This is a genomic window from Aeromonas sp. S5(2024) (assembly GCF_041403025.1).
GTDB lineage: Bacteria > Pseudomonadota > Gammaproteobacteria > Enterobacterales > Aeromonadaceae > Aeromonas > Aeromonas hydrophila.
Genome location: NZ_JBGLRI010000003.1, coordinates 351,624 through 367,260, shown reverse-complemented (window position 1 = coordinate 367,260; position 15,637 = coordinate 351,624). Strand labels below are relative to the sequence as shown.

Below are 15,637 nucleotides of genomic sequence, written 5' to 3'. Positions count from 1 at the left end.
GGAGCCTTGATGGCTCCTCTTTTTTTATTGCGTTTGAGCTGGAGGCGTCGTGCTCACGGCCTGCCGCACTGGCCGGTGCTCGCCCGGCGGGCCTGCCAGCGTTTGAAGAAGGGGCGGGCCGGCAGCTTCATCAGGAACAGGGAGAGCAGGATCACCCCGATGCCGAGCCATTGGCGAGCATCCAGCGTTTCTCCCACCATCAGCACGCCGCAGGAGACCGCCACCATGGGGTTGGTGAGGGCCAGCATGCCCATCACCTCCGGGCCGTGGCGCTTGAGCCCCCACAGCCAGGCCCAGTAGGCCAGCGCCGTGTTGAGCAGGATCAGCCAGAGCAGGCCGGGAGCGCTTGCCGGCTGCGGCAGCGGCATGGGGCCGGCCAGCCACCAGGCGAGCGGGATCAGCATCAGGCCGCCCAGCAGCAGCTGCCAGGCGGTCAGCGCCAGCAGATCGCTCACCGGCCAGCGCTGCATCCAGCGGCTGGACTGGCCGATGAGCAGGGTCGCCAGCAGGGCACAGGTGACGCCGACAGGATCCAGATTGGCGGAAGGGTTGAGCAGCAGCAAGACCCCGCCCAGCCCCATCAGGCCCAGCAGCAGCCATTTCAGGGACGGCCTGACGCCATCCTGCAACCAGGCCAGCAACATCAGGACCAGCGGCAGGGTGGCACCCAGGGTACCCGCCACGGCCCCCGGCAGCCGGAAGGCGGCCACGAACAGCAGGGCGAAAAACGCGGCGATGTTGCAAAACGCCAGCAGGCACTGCTTGCCCCAGGGCAGGGGCGGTAGGCGCGGGCGTACCAGCAACAGGAGCAATCCGGCCGGCAATGCCCGCCACACCGCCACCCAGTAGGGGGAGTAGTCGGTCAGATAAAGGCTGACGACGGCATAGGTGCTGCCCCAGAGCAGGGGGGCCAGCAGGGCGATCAGCATGGGCATGAACTTGTCTCTTCATGAAGTATCTTTAAGTAAAGATAAATTAGCCTCAAATTGGTTTACCATCAAGTATCTCGATAAAAAGATAAGTGGCCGAAGATGGAATCAGATCATGTAGACCTGCTGCTGGCCCAGTGGGCCCGGCAGCGACCGGATCTCGACTGCTCTCCCATGGGTGTGCTGGGACGGGTGGCGCGAATGGCGGCGATCGCCGGACGGGAGGTGAGCGAGGAGCTCAAGGAGTGCGGCCTGCTTGGCAGCGACTTCGACATTCTGGCGACCCTGCGCCGAGCCGGCGAACCGCTCACCCCGACCGTGCTCTATCAATCCGCCATGTTGAGCTCGGGGGCCATGACCGCCCGGCTCGACAAACTGGCAGAGCGGGGCTTGATCGAACGCCAGGCCGCCCCGAGCGATCGGCGCAGCCTGCTGGTCTGTTTGACCGACACGGGCCGGGAATTGGTTGACCGGGCGGTGGAGCGGCACGTGGCCAACGAGCGGCGCCTGCTGGCGCCATTGACCCTGGCCGAGCAGGACCAGCTGGCCGCCCTGCTCAAGCGCTGGCTGCTGGAAAACGAGTGAACCCCGCAGCCGGGTGAACTGTCGTCATGCGTCCGCAGACAGGATGGCCTGCATCTGGGCCAGCACTGCGTTCACCTTGGTGGCGGGCGGATGGGTGCGGCCCAGCACGCGCAATCCCCACACCATGGTCATCAGCAAGGCGGCGGTGGCGTCGACGTCGCGCCCGACGGCCAGCTCTCCTGCCGCCTGCGCCTGGCGCAGGGCTGCGCTGACCCGCAGCTCGACTTCGGCGAGGTGGCTGCTGGCGGTCTCCTGAATGAGCGGGTGGTGGCGGCCGATCTCCAGCAAGGTGTTGACCAGCAGGCAGCCACGGTGCGCCTCGCTGGCGATGGCATCCCGGGCCACTGCATCGAGCAGGGCCTGCACGCCCGCCAGCGGGGAGGCTGCCGAGCCCAGGATCTGCTCGATCTGCGCCAGGCTCTGCGCCGAATAGCGCTGCAGCACCTCCATGAACAACCCCTCCTTTGAGCTGAAGGCGCCATACAGGCTGCTGGGTTTGAGTCCCATCCGCTCGACCAGCGCGGCAATGCCGGTGTTGCTGAAGCCGGTATCCCAGAAGGCGTTGAGGGCGATTTCCAGTACCTGTTCTCTGTCAAATGATGCGGGTCTTGCCATCTTGAGTCCTGCCTTGTGAAACTCTATTTTGGAGTGATCGCTAAAAAACAACTTGACCATGGGGCGTGGTCAGCTTGATATTGTAGCGACCACTACAAAAAGGATCGTCATGATGCACACACTTGAGCAAAAAATCAAAGCGTACGATGAGCAGAAGCAGCGCCAGGTACCGGCCCCGGTACTGGCCCTGATGGAGGAGGCGACCCGCAGCCTGCAGGCAAGCGGGCTGGAGCAGGGGGCGCTCGGGCGCGGAGAGCGGATGCCCGATTTCGCCCTGCCGGATCAGCACGGGGTGGTGCGCCCGCTCTCCCACTATCTGGCGGAGGGGCCGGTGCTGCTCAACATCTATCGCGGTGGCTGGTGTCCCTATTGCAACATGGAGATGCAGGCGCTCAACGCCGTGTTGCCGGCGCTGCGCGAGCGCGGCGTGAACCTCATCGGCATGACGCCGGAAACCCCCAGTTCGGCGCAGGATACCCTCACCGCCAACGGGCTGGCGATCACCGTGCTGAGCGACGAGGGCAACCGGGTCTCGGCAGCGCTGGGACTGGTGTTCGAACTGCCGGAGGCGCTCAGGCCCATCTATGCCGGCTTTGGCATCGACATCCCGGCGAGCAACGGCGACGAGAGCTTCACTCTGCCGGTACCGGCCAGCTACATCATCGGCCAGGACCGCACCGTGCACTACCACTTCATCAACGCCGATTACACCCGTCGGGTCGAGCCGGCCGCCCTGCTTGCCGAGCTGGATCGTCTGGCGAAGGCGGGGGCATTGTAAACGCACACTGCACCCGAAGGCGCAGTGTGGATGGTTGGCAAGGCGGCCCTGAGGGCCGCCTTTTTTATCCGGCCGACTCAGTAACCGCCGCGGGCATCCTTGACCGCCAGCCCCAGCTGCCACACCGCCATGGCGTAGTGGGTGCTGTGGTTGTAGCGGGTGATGGTGTAGAAGTTGGGCAGGCCGTACCAGTACTGATAGCCGGTGCCCACATCGAGGCGCAGCAGGCTCGCCTCGCTGTGGTTGCCAAGGGTACTGGTGGGGGTCAGCCCGGCACGGCGCAGGGAAGCGACCGGGTAGCGGGTCTGGAAGCCGTGCTCGTAGCCGGGTAGCTGGCCCTGACCGCGCACCGCCACCGGTTGCCCCTTCTCCCAGCCGTGGGCCTTGAAGTAGTTGGCCACGCTGCCGATGGCATCCACCGGATCCCACAGGTTGGTGTGGCCGTTGCCGTTGAAGTCCACCGCGTAGCGCTGGAAGCTGGAGGGCATGAACTGGCCGTAGCCCATGGCGCCTGCGTAGGAGCCCTTGGGTTCGGTGGGATCCATCCCCTCGTCGCGGGTCATCACCAGGAAGGATTCCAGCTCGCTGGTGAAGAACTCGGCCCGACGCGGGTAGTCGAACGCCAGGGTCGCCAGCGCATCCAGGATGCGGGTCTTGCCCATCACCCGGCCCCAGCGGGTCTCCACGCCTATGATGCCGACGATGATCTCCGGCGGCACCCCATACACCTGCTGGGCACGGTTGAGCTCGTTCTCGTACTCACGCCAGAAGCTGACGCCGTTCTGTACGTTGTCCGGGGTGATGAACTTGGCGCGGTAGCGATTCCAGGCGCCGGTCGGGCCGGTGGGCGGCGTGGTGGTGGGGGCCTGGGCATCCATCAGGCGGATGATCCAGTCGTAGCGCTCGGCCTGGGCCAGCACCCGGTGCAGCTCGGCGCCGTCGAAGCCGTGCTTTTGCACCATCCGCTGCACGAAGTTGTCCACGTTGGCACGATTGGTGAAGTCCCCCTTGCTGACACCCGGCTGGCTCACCTGCCCGTAGAAGGGTTTGCTCGGCGGCGTCTGGTTGATGAAGGCGCTGTTGGGCTGGGGCTTGACCACGGGCTTGGCAGCCGGCGTGCTGCTGCAGCCATAGAGCATGGGAAACAGGGAGAGGGTGAGCACGGAGACAAGGCGACGCATAAGGTTCTCATGAGCCTGAAAAAGAGTGTCGCCATGGTAAAACATTGTCGTCCATGCGCAAGTGTTCCGTAACGGCCCCCTCCCGCCGTCCAGCCTCAACGCAGGGTGTGGTAACCGCTCCAGAGCCGGGTCAGGGTGGTGATGGCGCAGAGCAGGGCAAAGCCGTAGGCGAGCGGTGCAAACGCCGCGGGCCACAGGCACATCAGCACGAACAGGGCGATGGTCTCGCTCCCCTCGGTGAGGCCGCCCAGATAGTAGAGGGACTTGTGGTGGTAGACCGGATTGTCGATGCCCCGCTTGCCCGCCATGATGGCAAACGCCAGAAAGCTTGAGCCGGTGCCCATGAAGGCAAACAGCAGGGTGGCGGCGGGCAGCGCATTGGCGGGGGCGGCGAAGGCAAAGCCCAGCACCACGGCGGCGTAGAAGATGAAGTCGAGCGTGATGTCGAGAAAGCCGCCGCAGTCGGTGATGCCGGTTTCCCGCGCCACGGCGCCGTCGAGCCCGTCCAGCAGCCGGTTGAACAGGATGGCCGCCAGCGCCCATTGATAGCAGCCAAAAGCCAGCAGCGGCAACGCCAGCATGCCGCTGGCAAAGCCGGTGAGGCTTATCTGGTTGGCGCTGATCCCGGCGCGGCAGAGCGGTCTGGCGAGCCGGGTGAGGGGGCTGCGGATAACGGGGATCAGGTGGCGGTCAAACAAGGTGAACTCCTCGGTCAAAAATGGGTTTCGGTGAGCTGGAGTATGGTGCCCGGCGCGTCGTCTTCGTCGTGGGTCACCAGCATGGCGGGGATGGCCAGTGCCTTGATTTGCGCGAACACCAGTTCGCGAAAGGCGGCCCGCAGCGGCTTGTCGAGGCGGGAGAAGGGCTCGTCCAACAACAATGCCTCGGGCTCGGCCAGCAGCGCCCGCAGCAGGCTGACGCGGGCCTTCTGGCCGCCGGAGAGCGCCCCCGGCAGCTTGTCTGCCTGATTTGTCAGATCTACCTGCGCCAGCGCGGCCACCGCCTTTTCCAGCCGCGCCCCGTGCCCCTTCACGCTGGCCGGCATGCCAAACATCAGGTTCTCCGCCACCGTCAGGTGGTCGAACAGCAGATCATCCTGAAACAGCATGCCGATGCGCCGCGCCTGGGGCGGCAGCTGGGTGAGCCGGCGAGCGCCGAGGGTCACGTCCCCCTCCAGCCGGATGGGGCCGCTTGCCGGCAATACCCCCGCCAGCGCCGCCAGCAGCGAGCTCTTGCCACAGCCACTGGGCCCCATCAGGGTCAGCACCTCGCCGGGCGCCACCTGCAGGGCGGGCAGCGAGAGCAGCAGGTTTTCCTCCAGATAGAGGCGAAGAGGCGTGGTGCTCAGCATATGGTGATTTCCATCATGAGAATTCATCGTGAGCCGTTCCCCTTGAGCGCCGGGTTGAGTCGGGCCGGCAGCCAGAGCGCCAGCAGATAGATAACGAGCGGCAGCAGCAGTTGCAACAGGCCGTAGAGCCCCGCCAGCCGCCGGTTGAGGCCGCTGCCGATGGCCACCGCCTCGGTGGTGATAGTGACTACCCGGCCTGCGCCAAACAGCAGGGTCGGCAGGTATTGGGCCAGACTCACCGCGGCTCCGACGCCGAAGGCAAACAGCAGCGGACGGGCCAGCAGCGGTCCTTTCACCTGCCACCAGGCTCGCCACGGGGTTGCCCCCAGCAGCAGGGCACTCTGGGTGAGCCGCGCGTCGAACTGGCGATAAGGGCCGTGCAGGCACAAATAAACATAGGGAAAGACAAACAGCAGCTGGCTCCAGAGCACCCAGCCCCAGCCGATGCCATCGCCCACCCACCCGAGGCTGAACCAGTCCACCCCGAGCCGAATGCCAAACAGCAGGCTGGCCTGGGGCAGCAACAGCGGCAGGCAGATGAGCCAGAGTGGCCAGGGGCGACGGCCCGCCTGCGCCTCCAGACTCAGCACCGCCATCACCAGCGCTATGGCCCCGCTCGCCAGCGCCAGCAGTATGCTGGTGGTCAGCAGCGGCGACAGGGTTGGCAGCAGTTCGAGCCAATAGCGGCCGCTCCACTGGCTCGGCCAGAGGGCGGGAAAGGGCCAGCGCCGGGCCAGTGACCAGAGCAGCAAGGCCCCCAGCACCGCCAGATTGAGGACGATCAGGGTCACCACGCTACCCGTGGCAAGGGTGCGGCCAAGAGCGCTTGGATTTGCTCGTTTGCCATCGAGCCAGCCGGGTTTGCCAAGGGTTCGATGGGCCAGTTCCAGCAGCCGCAGCAGGGCCAGCAGCAGCGCCGTGATGGCGAGCAGCAGCAGGGCGCCGCTGGCGGTGGCACCGCGCCAGAGAAGATCCGGGTCCTGATACCAGAGCCACAGGCGCACAGCCAGCGGAGCGGGGGCATCGGGCCCGAGCAGCTGGGCGAGATCCACCACCGCCACCCCGTAGGCAGCCACCGCATAGAGGGGCAGGCGCAAGGCAGGCCAGAGCGCCGGCAGCAGCAGGCGCCACCAGATCTGGGGGGCACTGAAACCCAGACTCGCCCCCAGCCACTGCTGGCGCGCCACCCTGGCGGGGTCTTGCGCACCGAGCGCCATCAGCAGCAGGAAGGGGGTCTCCTTGAGGGTCAAGGCGAGAATGAGCCCAAGCCCGGCGGGATCGCGCAGGGTCTGCCAGTCGGGAGGCAGCTCGAACCCGGTGAGGGTCGGCGAGAGCAGGCGCAGCAGCCAGCCGGAGGGGGCGAGCAGAAAGGCAAAGCCGATGGCAAAGGCGACGTGGGGCAGCGCCAGCAAGGGCGAGAGCAGCCGGCGTAGCCAGCCGACGGCCCGGCTGTCGCTGTGGGCCAGCAACAGGGCAGTCAGCAGCAGACTGACCAGGGTCGAGGCGGCGCCAATCCACAGGCTCAGCAGCGCCGAGTGCCACAGGCCCGGTTGGGCCAGCAGCAATTGCAGGTGGGCCTGACTCAGCCCCTCAGCCAGCAGTTGCCAGCCCCCCGCCAGCAGCGGAAGGCCAAAAACCAGGGCGCACCCGGCGGTGAACAGGGGGCGCCAATCAAGCAAAGAGCGGCCGAACCGGCTCATCAGTGACCGTAGCGCTCGGCCCAGGCCGCTTCGAGCCTGAGCTGCCAGCTGGGGTGGGGTTCGGCCACCGCCTTGAAGTGCAGCGCCGGCATCGGCTGCTGGGTAGCGGGCAGGGCATCGGCCCGCAGCACGCTGGGATCGCCCCAGAAGGCGGGCTCGGCCTTGCGCGTCTGGGCGGCGGGGCTCAGCAGGAAGTTGGCCACCACCTTGGCACCGGCGCGGGCGTTGGCATTGAAGGGGATGGCGAGGAAGTGGCTGTTGGTGAGCGCCCCTTTCGTCATGGCCACCGCCACAACGCTGGGGGGCAGGGTGCCGTTTTGTACCGCGCTCTGCGCCTCCTGCGGGTTGAAGCTGATGGCCATGGCCAGCTCACCGTCATCGAGTAGCTGGCGGGTCTCGGCGGCGCTGGTGGGGAACAGCTTGCCCTTGCGCCAGAGCGTCGGGTGCAGCTCATCCAGCCAGGCCCAGAGCGGGGCGGTAACCTTGGCAAAATCGCTCTCGGTCGCCTCCCGATAGAGGGGGGCGGGGTCGGGCGTCAGCTCCAGCAAGATCTGCTTGAGAAAGCTGGAGCCGTGAAACTGGGGCGGCTTGGGGTAGGTAAAGCGGCCGGGGTGGGCCTTGGTCCAGGCGAGCAGGGCCGCCGCCGAGGTGGGCAGCTGTTTGACCTCTTCGCCATTGACCATCAGGTTGAGCTGGCCGATACCCCAGGGGGCTTCCAGCCCCTCCACCGGCACGGTGAAGTCCTCACTCACCGGCAGGGCGCCGTCGACCAGCGCCATGTTGGGCAGTTCCCGGGTAAAGGGGGCGCCGAGCAGCCCCTGCTCCTTGAGCGCCTTGAAGTTCTCGCCGTTGACCCAGAGCAGGTCGATGGGGCCGCCACTGTGCTTGCCGGCCTGCTTGTTGGCCAGCAGCTGGCTGACGCTCTGGGCGATGTCATCCACCTTCACCTGCACCAGCTTGACCTGGTATTCGCGCGCCAGCTCCTGGCCGGCCCACACCAGATAGGCGTTGATCTCCGGGCTGCCGCCCCAGGCGTTGAAGTAGACGGTCTGCCCTTTTGCCTCCTCGAGGGTCTGCTGCCATTGCGGGTTGTCAGCGGCGTTGGCCTGGGTGAAGAGAAGGCTGCCTGCCAGCAGGGGCAGGGCACGCAGCAGCTGTTTGAACGAGGGCAATGAGAGTTGCATCTGGGTTACCTGGAGTTGGGTCAGGCGCCGCGGCGCCAGCGGTGATAACGGGTCAGCAGAGCCAGCAGGGTGGCGGGCTGACGGGCCCGTCGCCACTCGCCCGCCAGATACTTGTTCCCCTCCATCAGGGTGGGGTAGGCGTGAATGGTGGCGAGGATCTTGCCAAGGCCGAGGCGGTGGCGCATGGCGAGCACGAATTCGGCGATCCGCTCGCCGGCGTGAGTGCCCACTATGGTAGCACCCAGGATCTGATCCTTGCCGGGCACGGTGAGCACCTCGATAAAGCCCTGGCGCTCGCCGTCGGCGATGGCCCTGTCCAGCTCGGCTAGTTCGAAGCGGGTCAGCTCGAAGGGGATGCCCTGCGCCCTGGCCTCTTTCTGATTGAGGCCGACCCGGGCGATTTCTGGCGTGGTGTAGATGGCGGCCGGCATGACCCGATAGTCGGCACGAAAGCGCTTGAACGGGCTGAACAGGGCATTGACTGCGGCGTACCAGCCCTGATGGGCGGCGGCATGGGTGAGCTGGTAAGGGCCCGCTACGTCCCCCACCGCCAGAATGCTGGGGTAGTTGGTGGCAAGGAAGCCATCAACCGCCACCGTGCCGCGCGGGGTCAGCTCCACTCCCAGCGCTTCGAGCCCGAAGCCGCTGACGTTGGCGACCCTACCCAGTGCCAGCAGCAGCTGATCCCCTTCCACTACCAACGTATCATCGCCCCGGCGCAGTTGCAGCCGGATGGGGAGATCCCCCGCGGCTGCGGGCAGATAGTCGGCTCGCTCGGCGCGCCAGCCGGTGAGCACCCGCACGCCATCGCGGGCCAGCTGTTCCGCCAGCAGCTCGGCCACTTCCCGCTCTTCGCGGGGCAGCAGCTGATCCGAGAGTTCCACCAAGGTCACGGGCACCCCTAGCAGGGCAAAACTCTGGGCCAGCTCGCAGCCGATAGGGCCGCCGCCCAGCACCAGCAGCTGGCGCGGCGCGGTGCGCAGTTGCCAGAGGGTGTCGGAGGTGAGCCAGGGCACCTGCTCAAGGCCCGGCAGCGTGGGCACCAGCGGCCGGGCGCCGGTGGCGAGCACGATATGACGGCTGGCAAGGCGTTGGCCATTAACCTCCACCTCCCAGGGGGAGACAAGCTTCGCTTCCCCTTGGATGCACTCCACTCCGAGTCCTTCATAGCGTGCTACCGAGTCGTGGGGTTCGACCTCCTTGATGACGCGGGCGACCCGCTCCATCACGGCGGCGAAATCGGCGCAGGTCTGGCTTGGGCCAAAGCCCAGTTCACTGGCCCTGCGCTGCTCGGCGGCAAAGCGGGCGCTTCGGATCAGCGCCTTGGAGGGGACGCAGCCGCTGTTGAGGCAATCGCCCCCCATCTTGTGCTTCTCGATGAGCGCTACCTTGGCCTTCACCGCCGCGGCGATATAGCTGGTCACCAGGCCGCCGGCCCCGGCGCCAATCACCAGCAAGTTGTAGTCATAGCGGGTCGGCTTGCGGTAGGGGGCGTGCAACCGATGCAGGGCGAGGCGCCGCTGCAGGCCCTTGAGCAGCATCGGCATCAGTCCGAGCAGGGTCAGCGCCACCATCAGGCCGGGGGAGAGGATATTGCCGGTGCTGGTGAGGTTGGCGAGCTCGCTGCCTGCCAGCACGTAGACGAAAGTACCGGGCAGCATGCCGAGCTGGCTCACCCAGTAGTAGGTGCTGACTCTGATGGGGGTGAGCCCCATGAGCAGGTTGACCAGAAAGAAGGGGAAGATGGGGATGAGGCGCAGGCTCAGCAGATAAAGCGCCCCTTCCTTCTTCATGCCGGCCTGCAAGCTGGCCAGCTTGTCGCCAAAGCGCCGCTCGACCCAGTCGCGCAGCAGAAAGCGGGCACTGAGAAAGGCCAGGGTCGCGCCAATGCTGCTGGCAAAGGAGACCAGCAGCAGCCCCCAGGCAACGCCGAACACGGCGCTGCCGGCCAGGGTGAGCAGGCTGGCGCCGGGCAGGGAGAGGGCTGTGCTCACCACGTAGACGACGACAAACAGCAGGGCGGCGCTGACGAAATGGCGGTCGACCAGGGCGGCCAGCTCGGCCTGACGGGCCTGCAGCTGGGGCAGGCTCAGGTAGTGACCAAGGTCGAAGGCGAAAAAGGCGCCGATGAGGCAACCCATCACCAGCACCAGCAGCAGGCGGGAGCCGCTCATCAGGCGTCCTTGTTATCCGGTTGGGCTGGCCGTTCGGGTTGCACCGGCAGCTGGCAGAAGCCCTGCGGGGCAATATCGAGGGCGGCGTTGAACTTGGCCGACATGTTCTGGAAGGCGATGAGGCCGGTCAGCTCCACCATGGCGTCGTCGTCGAACCAGGGCTTGAGGCGGGCGGCCTGCTCATCGCTGACTCCATCCAGCCCCGTCATCGCCTCGGTGTAGTCGAGCACGGCCCGCTCCCGCTCGTCGAACAAGGGGCTTTCGCGCCAGTTGGCGAGCGCCTCTACCTTCTCGCTGGAGCCCGCCCGCTTGATGAGGGTCATGGCGTTGATGTCGACGCAGAAGCGGCACCAGTTGAGCTGGGAGACCCGCACCGTCACCAGAGAGCGCAGCACGGGATCGATGGGAGAGCGCTTGCGGTTGATGACACCATAGAGGGTGGCGACGGCAGCAAACAGGCGCGGCGAGCGGCCCCAGCACTTGCCCGGAATGAGCACCTGGCCGTAGTTGCGCTGTTGCAGCCAGAAAAAGGGGCGGATAAACCAGGCATATTCCCGGTCGGGTTTCACCTCGACGCGCATGGATGACCTTCTTATTGCTTCAAATTGGGTTTGTAGGCCTGACCCAGCCGCTCGTTGAGGCGGATCAGAAAATCCTCGATCCGTGCCCGATTGGTGCCCAGGTCGCTCTGCCCCTGACGGGAGGCGGAGCGCATGTCGATGCGGGTTTCGCTGGGCCCGGCAAAGACCCGCAGCGCCACATCATCTTGAAAGCCGAACCAGCCGGTGGTGACCACCGCCTCGAGGCCATCCGGGCTTGGCCGCACCTGCCAGCCGAGCTGTTCCATCAGGGCATGGGCCTCGGTGATCACCTCGATCGGGGAGGCTTTGGTATAGAGAGGACCGGGCTTGCCCTCAACTGCTTTCAACGGGGCCGGATTAATCGGCAGATCCTGCGCCGTTCTGAGCTCGCTGGCCCAGTGCAACTGGGGCGGGTTGTTGGGATCCGTGCTCACATCGTTGACCAGCGGCGTGCGCAGCGCCTGCACCACGAAGGCCAGGGGCAACAGCAGTGGGACGGCGCCCCAGCCATTGGCGCAGCGATTGCGAGACCAGGGCAGGCGAGCCAGCAAGACGAGGGAGACGAGGGCCCCGAGCAGGCAGATGGCAAACCCCAGCCACCAGGGCCAGAGGTGAACACGGCTGCCGAGGGCGCCGGCGAGCGGCAGCAACCAGGCCAGAAGCGGCCACCACAAATAACTGGGCATAACGGGGATCCACTGGTTATGATGGACAAGTGCCCAGAAGGATAAACTTAATTGACTGATAACGTTAGTAAATTTATCTCAATCCTGCTGCTTTTCCCAAGCGTTCCGCTGTGGGCGGACAGCGCCGTGCTGGCGGCGGGGGACATGTGGCGCGCCGAAGCCGTCTACGAGACCCTGCCCGGGGTCAGTCGGGTGGAGCCGGGCTACGTCAGCCAGCTGGCGGCGACGGGGTCGAGCTGGCGGGAAGTGCCGCCGCGGCGCCAGGCGGTGCGCATCGACTATGACCCGGTCAAAGTGGGGTATGGCGATCTGCTCAACGTGTTCTGGCAGCTGGTGGATGGGCGCGATGGCGAGGGCCAGTATTGCAATCGGGGCCTGGCATTTGCGCCGGCCCTGCTGCCGAAGGATGACTATCAGTGGCGCTTGGCCCAAGTGAGCCTGACGCGCTGGCAGGCGCTGCACGGGCGGCCGAGCCGGGTTGCACTCTGGCCGCAGAGCCGGTTCACGCCGGCGCCGGAGATGGAGGACTGGGCGGCGCACCACCCCTGGCGTTTCGGCTTCTATGCCCGCCGCTGCGGCGGCTGGCCGGTGGAGCTGACCCCAGAACCCTGAACCGGGTCCTGAACTCAGTTGCGGTAGAGCACCTTGATAAGGTGAAAGCCGAACTTGGTGCGTACCGGACCGAGCACGGTCAGCAGCTCGCCCTTGAACACGGCATCGTCAAATGCCTTGACCATGTCGCCCTTCGAAAACTCCCCCAGATCGCCGAAGCGCTTGCTGGAGGCGCAGGTGGAGAAGCGCTTGGCCATCTGGCCGAAGTCGGCTCCCTTGGCAATCTTCTCCTTGATCTCCAGACACTCTTTCTCGGTCTTGACCAGGATGTGCTGGGCACAGGCTTTTCTCATCGGGACGCTCCTCGGCGGTGGGCAAATCGGGGGCGCAAAGAGTACTCCAATTCCTGCCGCGCGTCAGCCGTCATGGCAAATTCAGCTGCGGGCACGGGCAGCAAGCCGGGTTCTGGGCCGTGCCTGCCAGAGGATCTCCAGCCCGAGCAGGGCGTGCAGGCTCCAGATGGCCAGCGGGTTGAGCCAGTTACCCCCCAGTTGCAGGGTCGCCAGGGCGCTGCCCGCCAGCAGCAAGGTGATGCCCGGCAGGCGCCAGTGGGTCGGCAGCGGTGCCAGCATGGCCATGCCCAGCAGGATGGCGAGCCCGAACGGCAGGTTCAGCGCGGTGAAGGCCAGCGCCTGCTGGCCGTTCATGCCGGTCAGCAGGGCCAGCAGGGCGCTGCAACAGGCGAGAAAGGTGATGAATTCGAGTCTATCGGCGATGTAGTCCGCCATCTGTTCGCTGCGTGCGTGCATACGGTGTCTCCTCTGGTGGGATGCGAGCCTTGGTGCAATGACCCCAGTGTGGGCGAGAAGTGAGCAGGGGGGCAGCGGGATAAATCGATTGGGTTGAACGAGGCTTTGATTGGGCGATGGCAACTGTTTGATCCTGCAAGATAAAATGCACTACCTCTGCAGGAGTGGGGCAAGGCGGGCGGCCCCGTGGCAGCCAGGATGCAGCTGGTGGGCCCGGCGAGAGAGGGAATTGCCGCTATCTTGACCAGTTGCCGACAGTTGATGTCGCGCCCATCGGCCAACAAGGGATGACGCGATACCGGGCCGGATGGGCCGCCAGGGGCCATATGGCATGGCCGTGCTGGTCATGGATTGCCCTTTTTGGCCCGCAGTGGCATAAGTCTGCGGGGGAAAGTGTGAAAAATGCGCGGCCTGCGTGGGCAAAGGCTTCAATAATATGGCGAAATTCGGTGTCACCCCGCTCTGATGTCGGGCCGGGGATATGCTAGGATGAGGCGCGTTTGCGATCGAGTGAGCCTCATATTCGTTCTGAATATCGCATTATTTTAATCATGTTCTTCGGGGAAATTGACGTTTGACAGGATGCAATCCGCCCCTGCCTGCAGGGATCTCACCGCCCGCACGGGCCTTTCGTCGTGGGCTTCGCGCGCTGGGACTGAGCCTCTGTCTGCTGCTGTTCGTCACGCCTGCCATGGCGGCCAAACTCACCTATCAGATCAAGGGACTGAAGGGGGAGAACAAGGACAACGTCGAGGCCTACCTCAATGCCCTGCCGGTCTATCAGGAGCGCCAGTACCGTCCGGCCCGCGCCAAGATCACCGAGAGCGTGCAAAAGGCGCTGCAGGTCTATGGCTACTACCAGCCCAAGATCACCCTGAGCCGCGACAAGAAGGCGCCCGCCAAAGTGATCATCGAGGTGGAGCCGGGCAAGCCGGTCATCATCTCCCGTCTCGACATCCTGCTGGAAGGGGATGCCAGCAGCGACGAGCTCTACAGCGAGCTGTTGGACAAGCTGCCCCTGAAAGAGGGGGATCCCCTCAACCACGGCAAATACGAATCCATCAAGGCGGATCTGGGCAGTCTGGGGCTGGCGCGCGGCTACTTCGACGCCAAGATCAGCAAGAGCCAGGTCAAGGTGTTCCCAGATCAGGGCACTGCCGAGATCTATATCCTGTTTCGCTCCGGCCCGCGCTACCACTTCGGCGAGATCCACTACGATGCCACGCCGGAGGCGCTGCGCCTCATCCGCCCGCTCATCAACATCAAGAGCGGCGACCCCTATCTGGCGATCCGGCTGGCGGAGATGTCGCAGGATGTCTCCTCCACCAAGCTGTTCAAGCAGGTGGACATCAAGCCCCTCATCAGCCAGGCCGAGGGCAACCGGGTGCCGGTGCAGGTGACCCTCTCCAACCGGGTCGATCACGAGATTGAAACGGGTATCGGCTATGCCACCGACGTGGGGCCTCGCATGAGCGCCACCTGGGAGAAGCCCTGGGTCAACCGCTACGGTCACCGGCTCAACGCCACCGCCAAGGTCTCCCAACCCGAGGCCGAGCTCAGCTTCGACTACCAGATCCCGGTGGGCAATCCGCTGCGGGACTATTACTCGCTGCAGGCCGGTTATCAATACAAGGACAACAACGATACCCGCTCCGACCTGACCACCCTCAGTGTGCACCGCTGGAAGCGGCGGCCGGAGAGCTGGGACCGGGACGTGTTCATCCGGCTGGAGAACGAGATCTATACCCAGGGTGCCGACGAGGGCAACAGCTTGCTGCTGATCCCCGGTGTCTCCTGGTCGCGGCTGCGGGTGCGCGGCGGTCTGGTGCCCGACTGGGGCGATCGCCAGCAGCTCACCCTGGAGTTCTCTGACCCCTATTGGGGCTCCGACATCAGCTTCGTGCGGGTGTGGGGGCGCAGCAAGTGGCTGCGTACCCTGGGTGAGGATCACCGCTTCCTGCTGCGGGCCGAACAGGGGGCCATCATAGGGGACAGCTTCTCGCTGGTGCCGCCTTCGCTGCGCTTCTTTACCGGTGGTGACCAGACGGTGCGCGGCTACGGCTACGAGACCATCTCGCCGCGCGGCAGCGACGGCAAGCTGCTGGGGGGTCGCTACGTGAGCGTCGCCAGTGCCGAGTACAACTACCGCTTCAGCGACAAGTGGCTGGGGGCCCTGTTCGTCGACAGCGGTACCGCCACGGTCGACTACAGCGAGGCCTGGAAGATAGGCACCGGGGTCGGCGTGCGCTGGGTCACCCCCATCGGTCAGGTCAGGCTCGACCTGGCGGTGGGCATTTCCGAGGAGGAGAAGCCGCTGCGACTCCACTTCGCGCTGGGGCCTGAACTATGATCCGGCCGCACTCAACTCTTCTTCTCTTCTGTTCTCCTGACCGGCCGCTGCGGCTGCATCTTTCGCGGGGGTCTGCACTGTGATCTGGGTAAAACGCATCTTTCTCTGGCCGCTGCGGCTGCGTCTTTCGCGGGGGTCTGCACTGTGATCTGGGTAAAACGT

16 protein-coding genes are annotated in these 15,637 nt (G+C 65.5%); 4 read left to right on the top strand and 12 right to left on the bottom strand.

Annotated elements, in window-relative coordinates:
- Nucleotides 1-53: 53 nt before the first annotated feature.
- The gene (locus ACB032_RS08265; protein ID WP_139748538.1) at nucleotides 54-935 is read right to left on the bottom strand and encodes a DMT family transporter; all 882 of its coding nucleotides are present in this window, start codon (nucleotides 933-935) and stop codon (nucleotides 54-56) included.
- Nucleotides 936-1,031: 96 nt separating this feature from the next.
- Here ACB032_RS08265 and ACB032_RS08260 point away from each other — a divergent pair, with 96 nt between their 5' ends.
- Nucleotides 1,032-1,514, top strand: a complete 483-nt coding sequence (locus tag ACB032_RS08260) for a MarR family winged helix-turn-helix transcriptional regulator (protein ID WP_371137728.1) — start codon at nucleotides 1,032-1,034, stop codon at nucleotides 1,512-1,514.
- Between the two features lie 24 nt (nucleotides 1,515-1,538).
- On the opposite strand, the gene ACB032_RS08255 is transcribed toward ACB032_RS08260, so the two are convergent.
- On the bottom strand, nucleotides 1,539-2,129 hold the full coding sequence (locus ACB032_RS08255) for a TetR/AcrR family transcriptional regulator (RefSeq protein ID WP_029303462.1): 591 nt from the start codon (nucleotides 2,127-2,129) through the stop codon (nucleotides 1,539-1,541).
- 112 nt (nucleotides 2,130-2,241) lie between these two features.
- On the opposite strand from ACB032_RS08255, the gene ACB032_RS08250 reads away from it, so the two are divergent.
- Entirely contained in the window at nucleotides 2,242-2,907 is a 666-nt protein-coding gene (locus tag ACB032_RS08250; protein ID WP_371137829.1) for a peroxiredoxin-like family protein, read from the top strand.
- A gap of 77 nt (nucleotides 2,908-2,984) precedes the next feature.
- Here the strand turns inward: ACB032_RS08250 and mltB are convergent, their stop codons facing one another.
- From mltB to ACB032_RS08210, 8 genes are all read right to left on the bottom strand, one after another.
- The gene (mltB, locus tag ACB032_RS08245) at nucleotides 2,985-4,088 is read right to left on the bottom strand and encodes a lytic murein transglycosylase B (RefSeq protein WP_323973030.1); all 1,104 of its coding nucleotides are present in this window, start codon (nucleotides 4,086-4,088) and stop codon (nucleotides 2,985-2,987) included.
- Between the two features lie 95 nt (nucleotides 4,089-4,183).
- Complete coding sequence (locus tag ACB032_RS08240) at nucleotides 4,184-4,786, bottom strand: CDP-alcohol phosphatidyltransferase family protein (RefSeq protein ID WP_371137727.1); 603 nt, start codon at nucleotides 4,784-4,786, stop codon at nucleotides 4,184-4,186.
- Nucleotides 4,787-4,800: 14 nt separating this feature from the next.
- A complete protein-coding gene (locus ACB032_RS08235; RefSeq protein WP_371137726.1) occupies nucleotides 4,801-5,439 on the bottom strand; it encodes an ATP-binding cassette domain-containing protein in 639 nt (212 codons plus the stop codon).
- Nucleotides 5,440-5,462: 23 nt separating this feature from the next.
- Entirely contained in the window at nucleotides 5,463-7,139 is a 1,677-nt protein-coding gene (locus tag ACB032_RS08230) for an ABC transporter permease (RefSeq protein ID WP_371137725.1), read from the bottom strand.
- A complete protein-coding gene (locus ACB032_RS08225; RefSeq protein ID WP_371137724.1) occupies nucleotides 7,139-8,323 on the bottom strand; it encodes an ABC transporter substrate-binding protein in 1,185 nt (394 codons plus the stop codon). Before ACB032_RS08225 ends, ACB032_RS08230 begins: the two co-directional genes overlap by 1 nt.
- 20 nt (nucleotides 8,324-8,343) lie before the next feature.
- Nucleotides 8,344-10,497 carry an FAD-dependent oxidoreductase gene (locus ACB032_RS08220; protein ID WP_371137723.1) on the bottom strand — a complete coding sequence of 718 codons (2,154 nt, stop codon included), beginning with the start codon at nucleotides 10,495-10,497 and terminating at the stop codon, nucleotides 8,344-8,346.
- Complete coding sequence (locus tag ACB032_RS08215; RefSeq protein ID WP_139395204.1) at nucleotides 10,497-11,078, bottom strand: carboxymuconolactone decarboxylase family protein; 582 nt, start codon at nucleotides 11,076-11,078, stop codon at nucleotides 10,497-10,499. The genes ACB032_RS08220 and ACB032_RS08215 overlap by 1 nt, the downstream gene beginning before the upstream one ends.
- Nucleotides 11,079-11,089: 11 nt before the next feature.
- Nucleotides 11,090-11,764 carry a DUF1499 domain-containing protein gene (locus ACB032_RS08210; RefSeq protein WP_371137722.1) on the bottom strand — a complete coding sequence of 225 codons (675 nt, stop codon included), beginning with the start codon at nucleotides 11,762-11,764 and terminating at the stop codon, nucleotides 11,090-11,092.
- A 51-nt stretch (nucleotides 11,765-11,815) separates the two neighbouring features.
- Here ACB032_RS08210 and ACB032_RS08205 point away from each other — a divergent pair, with 51 nt between their 5' ends.
- Entirely contained in the window at nucleotides 11,816-12,376 is a 561-nt protein-coding gene (locus ACB032_RS08205) for a peptide-methionine (S)-S-oxide reductase (RefSeq protein ID WP_371137721.1), read from the top strand.
- Nucleotides 12,377-12,390: 14 nt separating this feature from the next.
- Here ACB032_RS08205 and ACB032_RS08200 read toward each other — a convergent pair whose 3' ends face one another.
- Together ACB032_RS08200 and ACB032_RS08195 are read right to left on the bottom strand one after the other, a co-directional pair.
- Complete coding sequence (locus ACB032_RS08200; RefSeq protein ID WP_011705448.1) at nucleotides 12,391-12,669, bottom strand: peptidylprolyl isomerase; 279 nt, start codon at nucleotides 12,667-12,669, stop codon at nucleotides 12,391-12,393.
- An 81-nt stretch (nucleotides 12,670-12,750) separates the two neighbouring features.
- Nucleotides 12,751-13,125 carry a hypothetical protein gene (locus ACB032_RS08195; RefSeq protein WP_024943794.1) on the bottom strand — a complete coding sequence of 125 codons (375 nt, stop codon included), beginning with the start codon at nucleotides 13,123-13,125 and terminating at the stop codon, nucleotides 12,751-12,753.
- A 574-nt stretch (nucleotides 13,126-13,699) separates the two neighbouring features.
- On the opposite strand from ACB032_RS08195, the gene ACB032_RS08190 reads away from it, so the two are divergent.
- The gene (locus ACB032_RS08190; protein WP_024943793.1) at nucleotides 13,700-15,475 is read left to right on the top strand and encodes an autotransporter assembly complex family protein; all 1,776 of its coding nucleotides are present in this window, start codon (nucleotides 13,700-13,702) and stop codon (nucleotides 15,473-15,475) included.
- Nucleotides 15,476-15,637 lie beyond the last annotated feature (162 nt).